The organism is Parageobacillus sp. VR-IP, assembly GCF_013357975.1.
In the GTDB taxonomy this organism is placed as follows: Bacteria; Bacillota; Bacilli; order Bacillales; family Anoxybacillaceae; genus Saccharococcus; species Saccharococcus caldoxylosilyticus.
The window spans coordinates 460,190-478,544 of sequence record NZ_JABVYQ010000002.1; the positions used below are offsets into that span (position 1 = coordinate 460,190).

The 18,355-nt window shown below is 47.6% G+C and carries 21 protein-coding genes and 3 pseudogenes; 9 read left to right on the forward strand and 15 right to left on the reverse strand.

The features are described 5' to 3' along the window. Nucleotides 1–162 precede the first annotated feature (162 nt). From HT574_RS07725 to HT574_RS07740, 4 genes are all read left to right on the forward strand, one after another. A complete protein-coding gene (locus HT574_RS07725) occupies nucleotides 163–594 on the forward strand; it encodes a cell wall hydrolase (protein WP_175244112.1) in 432 nt (143 codons plus the stop codon). Between the two features lie 23 nt (nucleotides 595–617). Then, nucleotides 618–1,154, forward strand: coding sequence for a spore coat protein GerQ (gerQ, locus tag HT574_RS07730; RefSeq protein ID WP_175244113.1), 537 nt, complete (start codon nucleotides 618–620; stop codon nucleotides 1,152–1,154). 170 nt (nucleotides 1,155–1,324) lie between these two features. Next, on the forward strand, nucleotides 1,325–1,825 hold the full coding sequence (locus tag HT574_RS07735) for a hypothetical protein (RefSeq protein WP_175244114.1): 501 nt from the start codon (nucleotides 1,325–1,327) through the stop codon (nucleotides 1,823–1,825). 110 nt (nucleotides 1,826–1,935) lie between these two features. Then, entirely contained in the window at nucleotides 1,936–2,787 is an 852-nt protein-coding gene (locus HT574_RS07740) for a prenyltransferase (RefSeq protein WP_175244115.1), read from the forward strand. A gap of 95 nt (nucleotides 2,788–2,882) precedes the next feature. Here HT574_RS07740 and HT574_RS07745 read toward each other — a convergent pair whose 3' ends face one another. The 4 genes from HT574_RS07745 to HT574_RS07760 form a co-directional block, all read right to left on the reverse strand. Beyond that, the gene (locus HT574_RS07745) at nucleotides 2,883–3,254 is read right to left on the reverse strand and encodes a DUF423 domain-containing protein (protein ID WP_175244116.1); all 372 of its coding nucleotides are present in this window, start codon (nucleotides 3,252–3,254) and stop codon (nucleotides 2,883–2,885) included. A gap of 89 nt (nucleotides 3,255–3,343) precedes the next feature. Further along, on the reverse strand, nucleotides 3,344–3,625 hold the full coding sequence (locus tag HT574_RS07750) for a hypothetical protein (protein ID WP_175244117.1): 282 nt from the start codon (nucleotides 3,623–3,625) through the stop codon (nucleotides 3,344–3,346). A gap of 62 nt (nucleotides 3,626–3,687) precedes the next feature. Beyond that, nucleotides 3,688–3,948, reverse strand: coding sequence for a YwdI family protein (locus tag HT574_RS07755; protein WP_017436936.1), 261 nt, complete (start codon nucleotides 3,946–3,948; stop codon nucleotides 3,688–3,690). 30 nt (nucleotides 3,949–3,978) lie between these two features. Then, entirely contained in the window at nucleotides 3,979–4,665 is a 687-nt protein-coding gene (locus tag HT574_RS07760) for a uracil-DNA glycosylase (RefSeq protein WP_042406881.1), read from the reverse strand. 188 nt (nucleotides 4,666–4,853) lie between these two features. Here HT574_RS07760 and HT574_RS07765 point away from each other — a divergent pair, with 188 nt between their 5' ends. The 4 genes from HT574_RS07765 (at nucleotide 4,854) to HT574_RS07780 (ending at nucleotide 6,924) form a co-directional block, all read left to right on the forward strand. Continuing rightward, the gene (locus tag HT574_RS07765; protein ID WP_175243813.1) at nucleotides 4,854–5,282 is read left to right on the forward strand and encodes a hypothetical protein; all 429 of its coding nucleotides are present in this window, start codon (nucleotides 4,854–4,856) and stop codon (nucleotides 5,280–5,282) included. 68 nt (nucleotides 5,283–5,350) lie between these two features. Next, nucleotides 5,351–5,716: an STAS domain-containing protein gene (locus HT574_RS07770; RefSeq protein WP_175244118.1), complete on the forward strand. Its 366-nt coding sequence runs from the start codon at nucleotides 5,351–5,353 to the stop codon at nucleotides 5,714–5,716. Continuing rightward, nucleotides 5,703–6,191, forward strand: coding sequence for an anti-sigma B factor RsbW (gene rsbW / locus HT574_RS07775; RefSeq protein WP_175244119.1), 489 nt, complete (start codon nucleotides 5,703–5,705; stop codon nucleotides 6,189–6,191). The genes HT574_RS07770 and rsbW overlap by 14 nt, the downstream gene beginning before the upstream one ends. Further along, the gene (locus HT574_RS07780; RefSeq protein ID WP_175244120.1) at nucleotides 6,151–6,924 is read left to right on the forward strand and encodes a sigma-70 family RNA polymerase sigma factor; all 774 of its coding nucleotides are present in this window, start codon (nucleotides 6,151–6,153) and stop codon (nucleotides 6,922–6,924) included. Before rsbW ends, HT574_RS07780 begins: the two co-directional genes overlap by 41 nt. A gap of 40 nt (nucleotides 6,925–6,964) precedes the next feature. Here HT574_RS07780 and HT574_RS07785 read toward each other — a convergent pair whose 3' ends face one another. From HT574_RS07785 to HT574_RS07830, 11 genes and pseudogenes are all read right to left on the reverse strand, one after another. Continuing rightward, the gene (locus tag HT574_RS07785) at nucleotides 6,965–8,920 is read right to left on the reverse strand and encodes an MASE3 domain-containing protein (protein WP_175244121.1); all 1,956 of its coding nucleotides are present in this window, start codon (nucleotides 8,918–8,920) and stop codon (nucleotides 6,965–6,967) included. Nucleotides 8,921–9,185: 265 nt separating this feature from the next. Further along, nucleotides 9,186–10,568: a glycine--tRNA ligase gene (locus HT574_RS07790; protein ID WP_175244122.1), complete on the reverse strand. Its 1,383-nt coding sequence runs from the start codon at nucleotides 10,566–10,568 to the stop codon at nucleotides 9,186–9,188. Between the two features lie 310 nt (nucleotides 10,569–10,878). Continuing rightward, complete coding sequence (locus HT574_RS07795; RefSeq protein ID WP_175244123.1) at nucleotides 10,879–11,703, reverse strand: glycosyltransferase family 2 protein; 825 nt, start codon at nucleotides 11,701–11,703, stop codon at nucleotides 10,879–10,881. 88 nt (nucleotides 11,704–11,791) lie between these two features. After that, complete coding sequence (locus tag HT574_RS07800) at nucleotides 11,792–12,988, reverse strand: MFS transporter (RefSeq protein ID WP_175244124.1); 1,197 nt, start codon at nucleotides 12,986–12,988, stop codon at nucleotides 11,792–11,794. Between the two features lie 122 nt (nucleotides 12,989–13,110). Beyond that, on the reverse strand, nucleotides 13,111–13,446 hold the full coding sequence (locus tag HT574_RS07805) for a DUF3147 family protein (protein ID WP_175244125.1): 336 nt from the start codon (nucleotides 13,444–13,446) through the stop codon (nucleotides 13,111–13,113). After that, complete coding sequence (locus tag HT574_RS07810) at nucleotides 13,434–13,859, reverse strand: MarR family winged helix-turn-helix transcriptional regulator (RefSeq protein WP_017436952.1); 426 nt, start codon at nucleotides 13,857–13,859, stop codon at nucleotides 13,434–13,436. Before HT574_RS07810 ends, HT574_RS07805 begins: the two co-directional genes overlap by 13 nt. 105 nt (nucleotides 13,860–13,964) lie before the next feature. Then, nucleotides 13,965–15,584, reverse strand: coding sequence for a M20/M25/M40 family metallo-hydrolase (locus HT574_RS07815; RefSeq protein WP_175244126.1), 1,620 nt, complete (start codon nucleotides 15,582–15,584; stop codon nucleotides 13,965–13,967). A gap of 88 nt (nucleotides 15,585–15,672) precedes the next feature. Continuing rightward, nucleotides 15,673–15,798, reverse strand: a pseudogene (locus HT574_RS07820) (CAT RNA binding domain-containing protein); the annotation flags it as partial. Nucleotides 15,799–15,824: 26 nt separating this feature from the next. After that, the gene (locus tag HT574_RS07825) at nucleotides 15,825–16,325 is read right to left on the reverse strand and encodes a PTS sugar transporter subunit IIA (RefSeq protein WP_175244127.1); all 501 of its coding nucleotides are present in this window, start codon (nucleotides 16,323–16,325) and stop codon (nucleotides 15,825–15,827) included. Nucleotides 16,326–16,545: 220 nt separating this feature from the next. After that, nucleotides 16,546–16,705 (reverse strand): annotated as a pseudogene (locus HT574_RS20465) (tartrate dehydrogenase); the annotation flags it as partial. Then, nucleotides 16,705–16,946, reverse strand: a pseudogene (locus HT574_RS07830) (hypothetical protein); the annotation flags it as partial. The pseudogenes HT574_RS20465 and HT574_RS07830, both read right to left, overlap by 1 nt. A gap of 123 nt (nucleotides 16,947–17,069) precedes the next feature. On the opposite strand from HT574_RS07830, the gene HT574_RS07835 reads away from it, so the two are divergent. Next, on the forward strand, nucleotides 17,070–18,308 hold the full coding sequence (locus HT574_RS07835) for a PucR family transcriptional regulator (protein WP_175244128.1): 1,239 nt from the start codon (nucleotides 17,070–17,072) through the stop codon (nucleotides 18,306–18,308). The last annotated feature ends 47 nt before the right edge of the window (nucleotides 18,309–18,355 follow it).

An 18,355-nucleotide genomic window follows, 5' to 3' on the forward strand; every position in this document is an offset into this window, starting at 1 on the left:
ATTTTTGTCGGACAGCCCCCTTTTTTCTGTCATATCCCGCTTTTTTCCCCCATACATATAAATCAGAAATTCGCTTAGAAAAATTACGAGGACGTTGTCACCATTTCTCCTTTGTATCAATAGCCTATTATTATCGAGAAAAAAGACAATTGAGGTGACGACATGGCTGTTGTTGCACATACAGAGGAAGACGTAAGACTGCTGGCAAGGCTGATGCGGGCGGAAGCAGAAGGTGACGGACGGCTTGGCATGTTAATGGTAGGTAACGTCGGAGTGAACCGTTGCATTGCCAATTGCCTTGACTTCCGGGGGATACGCACCATCCGCCAAATGGTATTTCAAAGCCCGGGCGGTTTTGAAGCAGTGCAAAAAGGATATTTTTATCAACGAGCAAGACAACTAGACATGCAATTAGCCCGTCAGGTGATTCGCGGCTGGCGGTACCATCCGGCCACCTATGCGCTTTGGTTTTTTAAACCTCCAGCGGGCGCAGATTGTCCAGCACAGTGGTTTGGTCAACGGAACGTCGGTCGTTATAAGTCACATTGCTTTTTTGCGCCATCGCCGAGTGATTGCCCAAGAGTATATTATTAAAATTCCTTAGAGGAGGTTTTTCCATGTCGAAAAATTCCTATGAAAATGCGTATAATCCTCTAGACGATGAACGCCAACAACCATATCAATTTTATCAACCTTATCAGCCGTATCCATATGGTTATATGTATCCACAAGCTTATTACCCAACAGCTTATCCATACTATTCCCCGCAACCGATGACGACACCAACTCCTGCATTTGGCTTACAAACGCCTTCTTTCGCAATGCAAACGCCGACAACGGCGAGCCAGCCGTCCATTCCGGGGATGCTGCCGATTGAAGAGTCTTACATTGAAAACATTTTGCGCCTCAACAAAGGAAAACTCATTACCGTATATATGACGTTTGAAAACAACCGGGAATGGAACGCAAAAATATTCCGCGGCAACATCGAAGCGGCAGGGCGCGACCATTTGATCTTAAGCGATCCGCAAACAGGAATGCGCTACTTATTGCCGATGATTTATCTTGATTACATCGTGTTTGAAGGAGAAATTTCCTATGAATATCCGTTTGCCGGAGCGACGGCGCAATTGAGCAGTTATTCCCCACGATAACCGCAAAAAATAAGGTTGCTAAACGCAACCTTATTTTTTATGCTGCTGCCCCGCCTTTGAAAAAGCTTCAACCTGGACGCACATTCCCCCGATTATGTGATGCCAATCACACTTAGCCCGCATCCCACATTGTATAATGGTCTCGAACAAAGCAAAAGAGGTGACCCGGCATGGCCTGGGTAGTTCATAAAATTCTATTGGGAATGCATATTATCCTCGCGATGATTTGGGTAGGAGGCATTTTCTTTATCGGTTGGGGAATCTATCCCGTAGCGAAAACGATGCCGGTTTCCCAGCAGCAGCTATTTTTTCGTTCTCTTATGCAATGGACGCATTGGCCGCTTACATTGGCAGGCTCCGGAGTGATCATAACCGGCATTTTGCTCGGCACCGTCGCTGGACCGATCCGCCATTGGCATGACTTGTGGAACACGACATACGGCCATATATGGCTGGCCGCCCTTCTCATCGGCCTTGTTACCTTGGCATGGGGAGTGTTTGTCGGCTATCGGCAGGCAATAAACATTTTTACCGACGATTCCCTTTGGCAACAAGCAGAAAGCGGTGACTCCGTGCCGTTGGCGAAGGCAATGGCGACCGTCGTCGCCGTAGAGTCGGTAGAAGTCATCGGCTTTGTCGCTTTGATCATCTGTATGCTTTTGCTGCGCTGATAGAAGCGTACTTATGCTGCAAGGAGGTGAACAGATTGGGCATCACGAAGAAACACCGTTCTGGTTATCGTCGTCATAACTGGTCCTATCGCTTTTCGTGGGTTCACCTCATGCGGCCGCTAACCTTCACTGGCACGCTCAGTCCGGTGCTGGCCGGCACTGTCTTAGCCGCTAAAAAGGGGCACGTCCGCGCCGACATGTTTGCGGCAATGCTTGTCGCCGCCCTATTGGTACAAGCGGCGACAAATATGTTAAATGATTATTTTGACGTCCTGCGCGGCCAAGACCGCGACAAGTGGGCGACACCCGGAGATCCGTCATTCGGCCGCGGCCCCGCTCATCATGTTGTTCCTGCTGTCGCCGGTGTCATGCTCTCTGCGGCGGTGCTGCTTGGTGCATACCTAGCCTGGCACAGCCGTTTATGGATTGCCATCGCCGGCACTTTAGGAATCCTGTTCGGTTACGCCTACTCGGCTGGCCCACGTCCTTTATCGTCGCTAGGCTTAGGGGAGCTTGTCGCTGCTGTATTCATGGGACCGGTGGCCACTTCCCTCGCCTATACCGTGCAAGGCGATCCACCCGATGTCCAGGTTTTTGCGGTCTCTTTTCCTTTCGCCCTGCTGATCGCTTCCATGATTTTATCCAACAATATACGCGATATCGAAAAAGACCGGACATTTCGCCGCACCTTGGCGATCGTTCTCGGACGCGCGGGCGCTGTACGTTTTCTTGCCGTTATACTCGCCCTCGCCTACTTGTCCATGATTAGTTTGATCGCTTTCCATATCGTTCCATGGACAGCGGGAATAGCCTTGCTTGCTCTGCCACTAGCCATTCGGCTTCGCTGGTGTTTCCGCTGTGGAGCCGAACGGATGGAAGAAATCAGCGGCATGAAATGGGCTGCCTGGCATCACTGGGTCTTCGGATTGCTCTTTGTTTTTGGCATATGGTTATCCCCGTAAATGAACGTCAGAAAAACTTTCAGCCATTTGCCACCCGCAAAGAACCGTTTATATTCGGAAAAAGAAAGAAGGAGCGCTTCATGGAAACGCTCCTTTCAACCTATTTTCATTGCCGCATAACCGATCAACACCCACGCAATTAAAAACGCAACGCCGCCAAACGGGGTGATCGCTCCAAGCGGTTTGATTTGCGTCACGCTTAACACATACAAGCTTCCGGAAAATAAGACAATGCCGACAAACATCATCCAGCCGGCTATGCTGATCAAGCCTGCTTGCGGAAACTTGCCAAGCAGCAGCCCAACGGCCAACAGGCCAAGCGCATGAAACATTTGGTACTGCACCGCTGTTTTCCATATTTCAAAATAACGGTCGGGAATTTTCCCCTCGAGCCCGTGCGCCCCAAACGCCCCCAGCGCAACAGCTAAAAAGGCATTCAGCGCTCCAAGGAAGACAAACGTTTTCATGGTATCTCCGCCCTCTCCTGCACAGTTTTCACCCCTATCATAACGTATTTCGACAACAAAGAAAAACCCTTCTGCTTCAGAAGGGTTTTTCAGCGCTGCTGTAAATACATTTCCAGCACTTTTTTCACTTTTTCTTCTTCATCACGGTCGGCGTGAATTTCATAATGATCGCCATCCACTTTTGCTTCAATTTGCGAAAAACCTTGGTTTCGCAAAAACTGTTCCACATCCACTACGTCCTCATTAGAGCCAAACAGCGTCTTATATCCGACAAAATCGCCGTTCACATATACTTCGTAACGATCGTGGGACAATTTTACTTCATTTTCATCGGTATCAACAAAAGGGAAAAAATCAAAACGATCTGACATATTGCCACCTCCGTTTATTGACCATTATTCCCTTTTGCCTACCGATTATAAGAAAATCACGCTTAAAAATCGAATAGCGACGGACCGTTCGCATCGTCGCCGATATCGATTCGCTCTCCCTTTTCTTGCCGAATCAAAAGCGGCGGCGCTTCCGGCAAAGAAACCGCCGGCATTTCTCGTTTTTCCTCTTCTTCCAACACCAAGTCGCATAAAGCACGCACAGCGGCGATATGCTCCCGCACGCGCTGCGGGCTGCCCGCCGTCCTTGCTCTTTGCAGCTCTTCCTCCATTTTTGCCAAAATCGTCGCAATCGAAATCGCCAATGTGTTCACTCCTCGTCTCATCCATATCACTTAAGCTTTGTTTCCTATGTTCTCAATCTGCCAGTCAATCGGATCGTACCCGCATTGCTGCAAAAACGCGTTCGTCCGCGAAAACGGGCGATGGCCAAAAAAGCCGCGTGACGCCGAAAACGGGCTTGGATGCGGCGCCTCAATAATGTAGTGATGCCGATTCGTAATGAGCTCTTTTTTAGCCTGCGCATGCCGCCCCCACAAAAGAAAGACGACCGGATCTTGCTTTTCGTTTACGAGCTCAATGACGCGATCCGTGAAAAACTCCCATCCTTTTCCTCTATGGGAATTGGCCTGCCCGCGACGCACCGTCAATACAGTGTTTAATAACAACACTCCTTGCTTCGCCCATTTTACCAAATATCCATTGTCTGGAATGTAACATCCTAAATCATCGTGAAGCTCTTTAAAAATATTGACAAGCGACGGCGGCAGCGGCACTCCCGGTTTGACAGAAAAACTCAGCCCGTGCGCCTGTCCCGGCCCGTGGTACGGGTCTTGTCCTAAGATCACGACTTTCACTTGCGCATACGGCGTATAGTGAAGCGCATTAAAAATATCGTACATGTCCGGATAAATCGTCCGTGTACGGTATTCTTCTTTCAAAAATTCGCGCAGTTTTATGTAATATGGCTTATGAAACTCTTCTTCCAATAGCGGAGCCCAGTCATTTTTCAAAATAGCCATCTCGCTAACCCCTTTTCGTTTGCTTATTATTAATGTACCAAATCGAACAGGCTAAATAAACCGTTCAGAGAGGGAGATAAATTCCATTTCCTCCTTTTTCTTCTCCTAAAAAATATCCATCATAGTTGCTGTTTCAATATTTTAAAATATGGGTAAATCTGTTGTAAACATTGAAAGGGAGTGGTTTGATGGCCGTTGTTGCTGTTTTTGCGAAAACATCGGAAGCCATTCGCGCCATTCACGCATTGTTACAGGCCGCCCTGCCAAAACATCGTCTTGCGATCGCCACGACGGATGAAGAGGCGGCGAAATATATCCAAAACGAAACAGGCGTGACTGTATCCTCTTCTTTTGACCAAACCCATCTTTTCGAGAACATAAAGCATAGCCACTCAAGAAGCATATTGTTAGCGATTGATGAACCTGTTCATGAGAGCTGGATGGACATTTTGGAAAAATGCGGTGCCACCGTACAAACAAAGGAAAGCCAGGAATTGATCAGCGGCTATATGACGAATAATGAAAAAGACGTTAAGTTGCTCGGAAAACAAATGGAAAAACTGCGAACCAACAAAGAACTACAAGCGTACGGGAAAATACCGGATCCACTGCAATAGCCCAATTTATGGTATGATAATGATATAAACAAAAAGCATCCATCATTCGGCAATGAGGTGAACAGACAATGAACACGAAACTGTTTGACGTCATTCATGAGGAACAGAGCGACAGGCATGTCATCTATGTAAAAGGCGAGCTCGATTTGGCAAGCGCTGAACAATTCCGAAACATCGCCGAACCGCTGGCCAATGATAAAACCAAAACGCTTGCCATCGATTTGAAGGATTTAACCTATATTGACAGCACCGGAATCGGTATTTTTGTATCATTACTAAAACGGCGCCAGCAATTGCAAGCTCCTGTTTTGATTGAGAACATTCCGCCGAAAATACAACGTTTATTCGACCTTACCGGCGTCTCCCGCTTTTTTGCAGCAGAACGTGAAACAACAAAACAGAAAGGACAGAAGGCGAACGATGAAAGAGTTTGAACAAGTTGTGCAGCTATCGATCCCAGCGAAAGCAGAGTTTATCGACTTAGCACGCCTTTCGTTATACGGAGTGGCGGCAAAAATGGGATTTTCCTACGAAGACATCGAAGACATGAAAGTCGCCGTCTCGGAAGCGTGCAATAACGTCGTGCTTCATGCCTATGATGATGAACCCGGACGCATCGATCTTCGTTTTGAAATGCAGCCCGATGCCATCCGCATCATCGTCAAAGACTATGGGAAAAGCTTTAACTACGAACAAGAAGCAAAACAGGCGGCATCCCTTCACCATCAATCATTAGACGCTGCGAAAATCGGTGGTCTCGGTTTGTTTATGATGCAGGCATTGATGGATCAAGTAGAAGTATTAACGATTGACGGAACGGAAGTTATTTTAACCAAATTTCTCAATCGGAACGAAGGAGAGCATAACCATGAATTCATATCCTCCTCTTCCATCCAAGAGCAACCTTAAGCAGCTTATTCGCGATTACCAAAGGACGAAGGCAGAAGAAGTCGCGACCAAGTTACTGCTCCATTTTGAACCGCTGATCATCGCCGCCGCCAAAAAAATGTCGCGCAACCGCCCCGATCTTTACGAAGACTTATTCCAGGTTGGACGCCTTTCTTTTTTAAGGCTGCTAGAGCATTATGACCCAAACCAAGAGACAAACCTGAAGCCGTATGTGATGAAAAGCTTGATCGGCTATATGAAAAACTATTTGCGCGACAAAGCATGGTATATTCAAGTCCCACGGAAAGTAAAAGAAAAAGGCGCCAGAGTGCAACAAGCGATTGACGAGCTAACCATGAAGCTGGAACGCTCTCCGAATGTCGAAGAAATTGCCCAATATTTAGGCTTATCCGTTGAAGAAACGATTGAAATTTTAGCAGGTCGCGAGCATTATCAAGCCATTTCCATGGATGCGCCGCTGCAGGATGGAAAAAAAGACGCGAGCACGATTGGCGAATTCGTCGCCGACGAAACGGATGATTTTGAAACGCTGATTAACCGCCTCGACTTAGAAGATGCGATGCAAAAGCTAAGCGAACAAGAACGGCTCATACTGAAGAGGATTTTCCACCGCGGCGAAACCCAGCGCTCTATCGCGAGCCAGCTTGGCATTTCCCAAATGACTGTCAGCCGCATTCAAAAGCGAGCCATGAAAAAGCTCAAACAATGGTTAGCGGCCACCAATACATTGTAACGGCACAAAAAAAGAGAAAAGGACCCTTTTCTCCTTTTTCTCATTTGCGGCGAAGCAATAGCAATGTCTGATCGTCTTTAATCTCGTATTGGTGATATGCTTTTACTTGTTCATACAAATCATGAATGATTTCTTGCGCCGATTTTGTCGTATCGATTTTCTTCATCATCTCGGCCAATACAGAAAAGTCATCCCCTGTTTCGCTGTCTCGCCGCTCTGTCACCCCATCGGTATATAACAAAATGATATCCCCTGACTCCAGGCGGACAGACTTCGTTTCAAAGGCAAACTGCGGAAACAGCCCAAGCGCGCATCCTTCTGTTGCCAGAGGCACGCATTCATGCGTTTCCGCCCGATATAAAAGGCCTGGCTCATGCCCCGCGCTTGCGTAGGAAAATGTATGGTTCTTTTCATTGTAATTTCCAACAAACATCGTGACAAACATGGACGCCTCCGTATAGTCATACACAAACCGATTTAATAAATCCAAATAAATATGCGGCTGCGTTCCGTAATGAAGAGTGCGGTCAAGAATAAACTTCATTAACGTCATCAGCATCGCCGCCGGGATCCCTTTTCCCGACACGTCAGCGATGCCGACGGAAAAGGACGCCTGGTGAGCGGAAAAATGGTAAAAGTCGCCGCTTAAAATGCGGGCAGGAACGCTTAATACCCCGACATCCACATAGGAAGGCAGTTTCATCTCCTTTAGGTCCTGGAGAAGAGATCGCTGCATGTTGGCGGCCAGCGACAGCTCCAAATCAAGCTGCTGCCGCTCGCGTTCCAACCGCTCCTTTTCTTTTTTCTCCGTCATATCGCGGAATACGACCACCATGCTCGTCAACGTCCCGTTTTCCAACACCGGCGCCAACGTATAGCTCACCGGCAAATACGTTCCGTCTTTGCGGCAGAATTCCTCTTCATCCACGCGGATGACTTCCCCGTTTTTTAACGGCTTAATCAGGCGAATAAGATCTTTGCGGCTCCACACGTCACTTGTCGAGCCGACGCGATATATAAATTCAAACAGCGGCTTATTCCTCGCCTCGGCAAACGACCAGCCTAACAGCCGCTCCGCTTCCGGATTCATCCATACGATCCGCCCTTCCCGGTTTAGCATAATGACCCCTTCGCCAAGGGCATTGGTCATCATTTCAAGCTGTTGTTCGTGCTGCTTCAACTCAATATATGGCTGTTCAATATTTTCTAAGTAAATACCTCTCATGAAATACAAAAAACCGACAGCCTTATAAATATGGGCCCATAGCGCGTATAAATCGTTAACGCCGACATCCATCGCCAGCTGGCATTCGCAAAGGATAAAGAAAAACAAAGCAAGCAACAAATATAACAGCGCTGGCGACCGTCGCTTCCAATAGCGGCGGAATATCCAAATCATTGTCGCGGCGTGAATGAAACATACCGCATATTCCATTCCGTGTTTCCAGAGCGTTGTTCCTTTTCCCTCCACAACGACAGCTGGCAACATCGAAGAATATAAATAAACGGCGACAATCATCGCAACCGTATATACAAACGAAAAGAAAAATGCATGGAGCCGATGGTCGCTCGGTTGCTCTATCACTTCATCCGGACGTGAAAAAATAAACAACAACCCTAACGCCGCGGTACTCCGTGCTAATATCCAAAACCAAACCGACTCATGAAACGACGGCCGCGTTAAAAACGGCGGCATGCCCGGATAGGCCAGCGTATGAAACCAATCCAATATCCCAACGGAAAAAAAGAGCGCCGCCAGCCATAACCGCTGCATCGACAGCGTATGCGGAAAAATCATCCACCCTTGAATGGCGATGGAAAAGGAAACAACAATGCTAATAAACTCTAAAATTAGATGAATAGAAACATAGCTCGTCCCGTCGTAAAACGGCATCAACTGCTCATACCCAACGCGATGCAAAACAAAGAAACAGAGGCTAAAGGCGGCGAGCGATAAATGAACGCGTTCAAAACGATATAAATTTTTCAGACTCACAAATGCGGAAACCTCCATGCCTGTTTATACAATTTATGTATTTATTATAACATAGCACTTTTTACCAAACCTATAAGCATATTTTCCCCATTCAACAGGTAACGGAAAGCGCACGAAACGTTCATGGCGGCAAGCATGATAGATATAATAGATATAATAAATGGCAACATGTAGATAAACTTCCTTTTTCATTACCGATTAGTTTTCCCCTCTTGAAACAAAAAAACCAGCGCACGAAAAGCGCTGGCTTTTGTTTTCTTTTCCCTTAAAACTGTATCTTTTCTTCCAAAAAGCTTTTTAGCTCCGCAATCGGAATGCGCACTTGCTCCATCGTGTCGCGGTCACGCACCGTCACCATGCCGTCCTGTTCGGAATCAAAGTCGTACGTGATGCAGAACGGGGTGCCGATTTCATCTTGACGGCGGTAGCGTTTGCCGATCGAACCGGACTCGTCATAATCCATCATGAAATATTTCGACAGGTCTTCATAAATGCGGCGCGCGCCTTCCGATAGCTTTTTCGACAGCGGGAAGACGGCTGCTTTATAAGGGGCAAGCGCCGGATGCAAATGCATCACCGTCCGTGTCGTGCCGTCTTCGAGCTCCTCTTCGTCATAGGCGTCAATCATAAACGCGAGCGTGACACGGTCCGCGCCAAGAGATGGCTCAATGCAGTAAGGGACGTACCGTTCATTCGTTTCCTGATCGAGATAATGGAAATCTTCGCCGGAATATTCCATATGCCGTTTCAAATCGTAATCGGTTCGCGACGCGATGCCCCACAGCTCGCCCCAGCCGAACGGGAATTTGTACTCGATATCTGTCGTCGCGTTGCTGTAGTGCGACAGCTCTTCCTTCGTATGGTCGCGGAGGCGGATATTTTCCTCTTTCATCCCTAATGACAACAGCCATTGTTTGCAAAACTGTTTCCAGTAATTAAACCATTGCAACTCTTCGCCAGGCTTGCAGAAAAACTCAAGCTCCATTTGTTCAAATTCGCGGGTGCGGAACGTAAAGTTGCCTGGCGTAATTTCATTGCGGAAGCTTTTGCCAATTTGCGCGATGCCAAACGGCAGCTTCTTTCTCATTGTGCGCTGCACGTTTTTAAAGTTGACGAAAATGCCTTGCGCCGTTTCCGGACGCAAATAAATCTCATTGGCGCTCGATTCGGTGACGCCTTGATATGTTTTAAACATTAAGTTAAATTGGCGCACGTTCGTGAAATCATGGCTGCCGCATTCCGGGCACACGATGTGATGCTCTCGAATAAGCTCTTCCATTTTCTCAAACGGAAGTCCGTCGACCACGATTTCGATTCCTTTTTCTTTTAGCGCATTTTCAATCAGCTTGTCGGCGCGGTGGCGCGCTTTACACTGTTTGCAGTCGACCATTGGATCGTTGAAGTTGCCTAAATGGCCGGACGCTTCCCACGTTTTCGGGTTCATTAAAATCGCCGCATCCAAGCCGACGTTATACGGAGATTCTTGGACAAATTTTTTCCACCATGCCCGCTTAATGTTATTTTTTAATTCCGTTCCTAACGGCCCGTAATCCCATGTGTTCGCCAAACCGCCGTAAATTTCTGAGCCAGGAAAGACAAAGCCGCGATGTTTGGCGTGGGCTACGATTTTTTCCATTGTTGCTGCCATCTTCGCTTCCTCCTCCACAATTGCTTTTTTTTCGAAAACAAAACGCCCTCGCCACTAGGCCTGATGCCTAGGGACGAGAGCGTGACTCCCGCGGTTCCACCCTAGTTGATGCGATCGTCTCGCATCCACTTTTTGAACGAGCAACTCCGGACTGCCGTTTCATTAACCATCTTCACCGGGCTTCCACCATCCCCGGCTCGCTAGCGAAGAGAGGGTTAACTACTATTGGTCCATCATCGTTACCATATACCCATTTTGCTAATTATAATAGCAAAATCGCAAAACGCTCGTCAATGGCCCGCCGCATTTTTTACACGCGATTTTGCCGCTCGGCCAGCCTAGATACGATCGGAAACCCGTCCCATATCACTTTGCTGTTGGCGCGCCGCTTTTTCACCTCCGGCTCTTCAAGGAGCAGCCAAAAGTTTTTCATCGGCAAGTCGCCAAGCCCATGCTTTTCACTTAAACGGTTTAAGTACATGCGCCGCTTATCATCCATCTGTCGCGACAAGTTGTCGCCGTTGTCCGCAAAAGCGTACAATACGCTCGCCACCGCGACGCGTTTGACGCGACACGCAGCGGACACGCGTAAAAAAAAGTCCCAGTCCCAATAATGGTGAACATACGGATCGAAGTAGCCAAGACAGTCATGAATCGCTTTTCGGTACAAACTCCCCGACGGCACATAAGTCGAAAATTTCCGCATCGCTTCCCGGTCATATTCATAAGCGAATAAAAAGCGGGCCGTCGGGATGCGCTGATTGTTTTCGACTCGATAATGGAAAATTTCCACATCAGAATAGACAAAATCGGCATCCGCGATTTCCGCGACCATCCGCTCCATATGAGACGGAAGCAGTAAATCATCGTCATCGCAAAGCATGACAAGCTCCCCGTTTGCCGCTTTCACGCCGATATTTCTCGCCTCAACATGTCCGATATTGTCGCGACAATGAATGAGATGGACATCGAGTTCCGGGTATAGCGCGACAATGTCGTCGACGCGCTCGCCGCCGTCATTGACAAGGACGACTTCAAAATGCCGGTACGTCTGCCTGCTTAATGACTCTAGCAGCTCCGCGAGCGGGTGCGGGCGATTATAGGTAGGAACGACAACCGATACAAGGGGACGCAAAGCCTGTTCACCGCCTCTCTTTTTCTCCCCGCAAAAAAGAAGAAGCAATTACCCTTAAGGTATAGCTTCTTCCCTGTTTTGTCAACCGCTATGCCAGTTCTTGCCGCTTTGTTTCTTTGCCGAGCGCCCAGACGGCGATGACGCCGATAAACACGGACAGGCAAAACACCGCGAAAATGGTGGTGATGGCGGCATGCTGGGCGACAAGATAGCCGACAAAAAGTGGGCCTAAAATGCCACCGAGGCGTCCAAATGACGCGGCCATCCCCGCTCCCGTGCCGCGGATCGACGTCGGATACTGCTCCGGTGTGTAGGCATATAACGCCCCCCAAGCACCAAGGTTGAAAAAGGAAAGCAAAATGCCCGAAGTCATCAGCTGCGCAAGGGAATCGGCGTTTCCAAAGAAGTACGCGCTGACAGCGGTGCCGATTAAGTACGTGATGAGCACAAATTTCCGCCCCGCTCGTTCAATGAGCCACGCGGCGCTGAAGTAGCCCGGCAACTGCGCCAGCGTCATCATCAGGACATATTCGAAACTTTTAATGAGACTAAACCCTTTCATCACGATCACGCTTGGCAACCATAAAAACATGCCGTAATACGAAAAGACGACGCAAAACCAAAGCACCCACAGCATGATCGTTTCTTTACGATAAGGAGTCGACCAAACTTTTACGATATTGTCCCATACCGTCTCTTCTCTCCGCATGCTTGCAAACCGCGGCGAATCCGGTAAACCCCAGCGCAAATAGAGCGCGTACAGCGCTGGGACGGTCGCAAGCAGCAACGCCATTTGCCATCCGTATTTCGGAATGACAAAGTACGAAATGAAAGCCGAGACAAGCCAGCCTCCCGCCCAAAAGCTTTCGAGCAGGACAACGACCCGTCCCCTGTCTTTCGCCGGGACACTTTCCGCGACAAGCGTCGATGCGACCGGCAATTCACCGCCCAATCCCATGCCGATGAGAAAACGCAGCACTAAAAACGCCGCCAATGTCGTCGTCAAGGCAGATAGCCCGCTGCCGACGGAAAACAATAAAAGCGTCAAAATAAATACATTTTTTCTGCCGACCCGATCAGCTAACAAGCCAAATAAAAGCGCGCCAACCGCCATCCCGATCGAGTTGACGCTGCCAATCCATCCCATTTGTTCCACCGTCAACCCCCAATCTTTTTGCAACGCCGCCATAATAAACGACAACATGCCGACATCCATCGCGTCAAACAGCCAGCCAAGTCCGGCCACTCCTAACAGCTTCCGCTGCGAAATTGCCTTTTGATTCATGTCAATCCCCCTATTATTACAAGTGTAAAGACACTTTCTTACCTCATTATAGGGGGTTTTAGCTGTTTATTCAATAAAGATTGGGTTGGTTTTATCATGAAAATATGGGCAGTTTTTGATTTTTATAGATGTTTGGATACGATGTTCTGCATGAGCAAAAACATTCCCCAGGCGCCAATGCCAAGGGCAATAGATACAATCAGGGAAAAAGAGGCCTTCAAACATAAGGCTGTGACTAGCAGCAAAAAAGCGGTTGCCGGAAATCCCCATAATACGCCAAATAAAAATTTACTTAAATGTTGTGTTGCTTCCCCTTGAACATATAGCCAACATAAACTGAACAAACTGACTAACGGTAATGCTGCGATCATTCCCCCGAACTTCGGATATATTTTTGCCACTTCTGTGATCACACTAATTAAAACGGCGGAAACGATTACTTTAACTAACGCAAACATTTTTTTGCTCCTTCACTGAGAATCGCAAACGCTTTTCGAATCAGTTCGGCATCGCATGGATCCATTTGTACCAGAACTTTTTTTAATTTTTCTTTGTCTAATCGGGTATGCCGATATAAGATGTGCCTTCCTTCCTCTGTTAACACAACAAATACTTTTCTCTCATCAAGGCTGCCTCTTTTTTTACTAACCAATCCTTTTTTTATCAACCGCTTTGTATGTTCGGAAGCCGTGTTATGAGATACTGCCAAATGTTCTGCTAAATCTCCAATTGTCGCCTCTCCGTTTTTTTCAATATACTGCAATAAGCGAATGGCTTGGTGTGTAAGATTGTCCTTGTTTGTATAGTGCAGCAAGTAATAAATATCGGTCCATTGCTCGTTAATCATTTCGATCATGTCGTCAATCTGCATCTTTATCGCTCCTCCTTTAAATATATCTTAATATACGATATAATCTTAAGTAAAGATATAATAAAAAGAGGATAAGCCATTGACTTATCCCCTAGTTATGCCAGATTATCTTGCAAATACTTCTTTAATTGTATACTCCAGCCACGCTTTCACCGTCGTAAACGCAAACGGAACATTGAGGCGTTCTGTCCACTGATGGGCGTCGCGCCCGACCGGACCGACGTTCAGCACCGGAACTTGAAATTTCGCCAGCGCGTCAAGCGGCAAATCATAGCCGCGGTTCCAGAGCGGCATATTGTCGGTAAGCGCTCGCAAGGAAGCAGGCGACTGCTGCAGACCGGCGTAGCTTAAGTCGGAGATGCCGCCGAAGTAATGCTGCTGCACGAGCGAAACTCCATGTGTTTCTTTCGCATACGTTTTTAGCTTGGCAACGAGCTGCCCGATAAGCGGATCAGCGCTGGAATTGACGGCAGGATAATATGGCGGCGCGTAAAACAGAACGATCACCGGCGCAAAATCTTTGCAAAGCATCGCCAGCTGATCGACAAGTGCGATCGTCTTCTCGCGTTCATCTTTGTTCGTATTCTTCGCCAAAATGTTGGCTTCCAGCTCCTCCACTTTTATCTTTCCAAACATCTCTACCGCTTTTTTTCTTAGCTCGGCAAACGTCCATACATGGACAGCAAGCGATGTTGGCGACGATTGTTCCAGCTTGGCGAAGCGGGATGCCTGAACGTGGTACCGTTCTTCGATTCGTTTCGCCGCGCGCTTAGCCACTTCCACAAGCGAGCTCGTCACGTCATCGAGCGATTTTTGCTGCAAAAATAAATTAAATAACGTCACGGCGCGATGTGGTATTTGTACAGAATAATCCTCCTTTAAATCGGTTTGCCACAAATTCGTTGGCGGCGGGCTGACTTCCCCGCGAAACACTTCACAAAAATCGGTGTTTAGCTCTAATTCATTCACGATTTGTGCGACCATCCAATTAGCGTTAAGACCTGCAAACGGTTCGCCGACATGTGTTTCTTTCCCGTAACAATAAAAGCCCGGAAGCACTTTGCCGATGGAGCCAGTGTAAATGTAATTCGTTTTGTCGCCTGGATAGCGCGTAAACATCGGTTCGGAATTGAGCACAAGTCGATAGGTTAATCCGTATTTTTCCGCCATTTCAACAAGGACCGGCACCGCCGCGCGCATTCCGGCCGAGTTCGCCTCCTCGTCCGGCACCGTTAGCAGCAATAAATTGCCGTTAAACTTGCCGTGGCATGCCTGTTCGATGAGCGCCATATGCAAAGCCAGCCCGCATTTCATATCCATCACGCCGCGGCCAAACAGCCATTCTCCTGCTTCCATGTCCGCCTGCACGTCCGCAGGAAGCTGCGGCTTCTGATCGCAAAACCGCTTCGTCAGCTCCTCTGGCGAAAAGGCGGCATCCTTCCATGCTCCGTAATCTTGCACATCGACGACATCAAAGTGGCTGAGAAGAATGACGGTGTCGCGTACTTGTTCCGCTTTTTTGGCAAGCGCTGTCACAAAATAGCGCCCGTCCTCAGTCGGGTGCAATTGGACAAACTCATTATTTCCCCGGAAATAATCAAGGGTGAGCAATTGGTCCGCTATATATTGCGCCAGCCGCACTTCCGCTTCTGTCCCGCTGATGCTTGGATATTCGACTAAGCGACAAAGCAGTTGTTTCAACTGCCCGGTTGTTTGCCATTTCATACCGATCCCCCATTGCCATCATTATTTCTTTTATTTTAGCAAAAAAATAACGCCGCAACCTATCGTCATTGCGGCGCTACAAACTCCATTTTTGGATGTCGTCATTTTTTCGCTTTTGAAACGCGATGCCCACACCCATAACCATTTTTTCTTTTCCGTCATCCAACACGACGACCGCATTGTTATTTAAAATTTTGTGGATTCTTAATGCCATCATGCCATCCCCCGATCAGCATGGTATTATGCTTTCATCTCTATACGGAAAAGAACCGTTTCCCCTTTTACCGCCGTTGTTTCCGATGATTTTTCTAAACTTGCCACTGCATCGCCGTTCGTCACAATGATCGGGGTGATCGTGCTTTTCGCTTTTTGTTGGACAAGCCCGAAATCAACCGTTAATAAGCGCTGGCCTTTTTTCACACGGTCCCCCGCCTTGACGTGCGCCGTAAAACCTTCGCCGTTCATGGAAACCGTTTCTAACCCGACATGAATCAACAGCTCAACGCCCGCTTCGGAACGCAATCCAACAGCATGCTTTGTCGGGAATACTTGTACGACTTCGCCGTCCACCGGCGCCACGACTTCCCCGCCTGTCGGCTCAATCGCGATGCCGTCGCCCATCATTTTTTGTGCAAAAACCGGATCCGGAACCTCTTCCAGCGGTTTTATTGTTCCTGTCAATGGAGCGACAACATCCTCATGTGCCGATTTTTCTTTTTTGCCAAACCATTTTTTAAACATCGTGTTCATCCCTTTCTTATTCTTGCTCTTCTACTCTTTAATATAACCGCACAAAAAAGACGGGAAACCCTACGGCAGTGCCCGTCTTAGATCTTGCCTGCATGCGCAGTTATCATCCCTGCATGCCGGCTTTTTCATATTCAGAGTAGCTAGAAGCGGCGCATTTGTCAAAGAAAAATGCCTATCCTTTCAAAACCACGCGCTCGCTATGCTAGTTGCTTTAAGCGGCGGCAATTTCCTCCGTTACTTCCCGCGTCGTCGCCTTTCCGCCGATATCAGGCGTTTTCACGCCGTCCGCGGTCACGTCTTCGATCGCCTTTAACAGTACATTGCCCATTTTCTCTTCTCCGAAATAATCGAGCCAGTTTAGCCGTCCAAATTGCAGCCCGTCATCTGGCATCATTTTTCCGTACTCCGTGTAATACTCACAATTCCATGGAAATTCGGTAAAGGTGAAGCGCAGCCCCCGTGTACATCGGCAATCGTCAGCAATACGTTTAAAGCGGCAGGCACGACTTCCTTGCCGATTCCATCTTCGGGAATGACCGCAATCTCTAACTGTTTCCCTTCTATTCGCCACCTATGAAAACATTTCTCCAAAGGCTGGATGCAATCATACATCATTTCTTCATTTGGTTATTCGATATATCGTGCTGCAATTCCTACGCATAAAGCAACATGTATCATCGAAAAAATCGTTTCATGGTAGAATAGAAATACACTATTTCGCATGGAGGAAACGATATGTCTCATTACGATGACCCTTTTCGCAGCAATTTTGACAGCCTAGAAGAGTTTGCCGACCATATTAGCGAACTTTTACAATGCCCGATTACGATTGAAGATGCGAACCATCGGCTGATCGCCTACAGCGCCCACGACGACTATACCGACCCGGCGCGGACGGCGACAATTATCAGCCGGCGCGTGCCGGAAAAGGTAATTAATAGTTTATGGAAACAAGGAGCGATTCCGGCGTTGCTAAGGAGCCGCGAGCCTGTCCGTGTCGCTGCCATTTCCGAAGTCGGCCTTGGTAGTCGCGTTGCCGTCTCGATTTGGAAAAACGATGAAGTGATCGGCTTTATTTGGGCGCTCGAAACCGACCGCACGTTATCGCAAGAGGATATGGAACTGCTAAAAAAAGCAGCCAAAGCCGCGAAAAACAAAGTATTGCAGCTGTATATGCGCAAAAACAAAAAAGAAGAGCGGGTGCAAGAATTGTTTTGGAAGCTGCTGACCGGGCACATGACGACAGAGGAGGAAATTAAAGAAAGCTTTGCGACGATGCAAATCCCGGCTGCTCCGTTATTTTCTGTAATCGTTTTCCGCTTTGCCACCGAAATAACACGGGAAATTGAAAAGCAAATTTCGTACTTGCTGCAGACGACCCAGCAAATCCAGCTTCTTCTCTATACAACCGACCGCAATGATGTCATCTTGTTAGCCGCTCCGAAATCAATGAATCAGCCGTTAAAAGAATTGCACACGTTTATCGAATCATTCGCACTCAAAATGAAAGAGCGCTTTCATATCAACAGTGTCCAAAGCGGCTTCGGCGGCATCTATGAAACATACACGTCCATTGAAAAAAGCTATCAAGAAGCGTTGACCGTGCTGAAAATAAAAGAGAAATTTTCGGAACAAATTTGTTCTATTTATGGATATCAACAACTTGGTATTTATCAATTTTTTGATTTATTGTTGGAAAAAAAGCGGCAAGGGGAGTTCATCAATCCGTCCTTAACCAAATTGCAGGCTTATGATCAAAAGCATCATAGCGATTTAGTGAAAACGTTTGAAGTCTTTTTCGACCACGACAGCAATGTCAATGAAACGGCAAAAGCGCTGAACATTCATCCGAATACCCTCTCCTACCGGCTGAAACGCATCGCCGAGATCGCTGAAATGGACTTGCATGATATGAATCAAAAAGTAAAATTGTATATTGATATTAAATTGGCCAAATATGAAGCGCTTCATTAACTTTGTGGAAATCCACAAAAGGGCGGCGCTTCTTTCTTTTTTCCTAA

What these genes read in the sequence shown, in the direction of transcription:
- HT574_RS07725 (WP_175244112.1), top strand. Translation starts at nt 163, where the DNA reads ATGGCTGTTGTTGCACATACAGAGGAAGACGTAAGACTGCTGGCAAGG.
- gerQ (WP_175244113.1), top strand. Translation starts at nt 618, where the DNA reads ATGTCGAAAAATTCCTATGAAAATGCGTATAATCCTCTAGACGATGAA.
- HT574_RS07735 (WP_175244114.1), top strand. Translation starts at nt 1,325, where the DNA reads ATGGCCTGGGTAGTTCATAAAATTCTATTGGGAATGCATATTATCCTC.
- HT574_RS07740 (WP_175244115.1), top strand. Translation starts at nt 1,936, where the DNA reads ATGCGGCCGCTAACCTTCACTGGCACGCTCAGTCCGGTGCTGGCCGGC.
- HT574_RS07745 (WP_175244116.1), bottom strand. Translation starts at nt 3,254, where the DNA reads ATGAAAACGTTTGTCTTCCTTGGAGCGCTGAATGCCTTTTTAGCTGTT.
- HT574_RS07750 (WP_175244117.1), bottom strand. Translation starts at nt 3,625, where the DNA reads ATGTCAGATCGTTTTGATTTTTTCCCTTTTGTTGATACCGATGAAAAT.
- HT574_RS07760 (WP_042406881.1), bottom strand. Translation starts at nt 4,665, where the DNA reads ATGGCTATTTTGAAAAATGACTGGGCTCCGCTATTGGAAGAAGAGTTT.
- HT574_RS07765 (WP_175243813.1), top strand. Translation starts at nt 4,854, where the DNA reads ATGGCCGTTGTTGCTGTTTTTGCGAAAACATCGGAAGCCATTCGCGCC.
- HT574_RS07770 (WP_175244118.1), top strand. Translation starts at nt 5,351, where the DNA reads ATGAACACGAAACTGTTTGACGTCATTCATGAGGAACAGAGCGACAGG.
- rsbW (WP_175244119.1), top strand. Translation starts at nt 5,703, where the DNA reads ATGAAAGAGTTTGAACAAGTTGTGCAGCTATCGATCCCAGCGAAAGCA.
- HT574_RS07780 (WP_175244120.1), top strand. Translation starts at nt 6,151, where the DNA reads ATGAATTCATATCCTCCTCTTCCATCCAAGAGCAACCTTAAGCAGCTT.
- HT574_RS07790 (WP_175244122.1), bottom strand. Translation starts at nt 10,568, where the DNA reads ATGGCAGCAACAATGGAAAAAATCGTAGCCCACGCCAAACATCGCGGC.
- HT574_RS07800 (WP_175244124.1), bottom strand. Translation starts at nt 12,988, where the DNA reads ATGAATCAAAAGGCAATTTCGCAGCGGAAGCTGTTAGGAGTGGCCGGA.
- HT574_RS07805 (WP_175244125.1), bottom strand. Translation starts at nt 13,446, where the DNA reads ATGTTTGCGTTAGTTAAAGTAATCGTTTCCGCCGTTTTAATTAGTGTG.
- HT574_RS07810 (WP_017436952.1), bottom strand. Translation starts at nt 13,859, where the DNA reads ATGCAGATTGACGACATGATCGAAATGATTAACGAGCAATGGACCGAT.
- HT574_RS07815 (WP_175244126.1), bottom strand. Translation starts at nt 15,584, where the DNA reads ATGAAATGGCAAACAACCGGGCAGTTGAAACAACTGCTTTGTCGCTTA.
- HT574_RS07825 (WP_175244127.1), bottom strand. Translation starts at nt 16,325, where the DNA reads ATGTTTAAAAAATGGTTTGGCAAAAAAGAAAAATCGGCACATGAGGAT.
- HT574_RS07835 (WP_175244128.1), top strand. Translation starts at nt 17,070, where the DNA reads ATGTCTCATTACGATGACCCTTTTCGCAGCAATTTTGACAGCCTAGAA.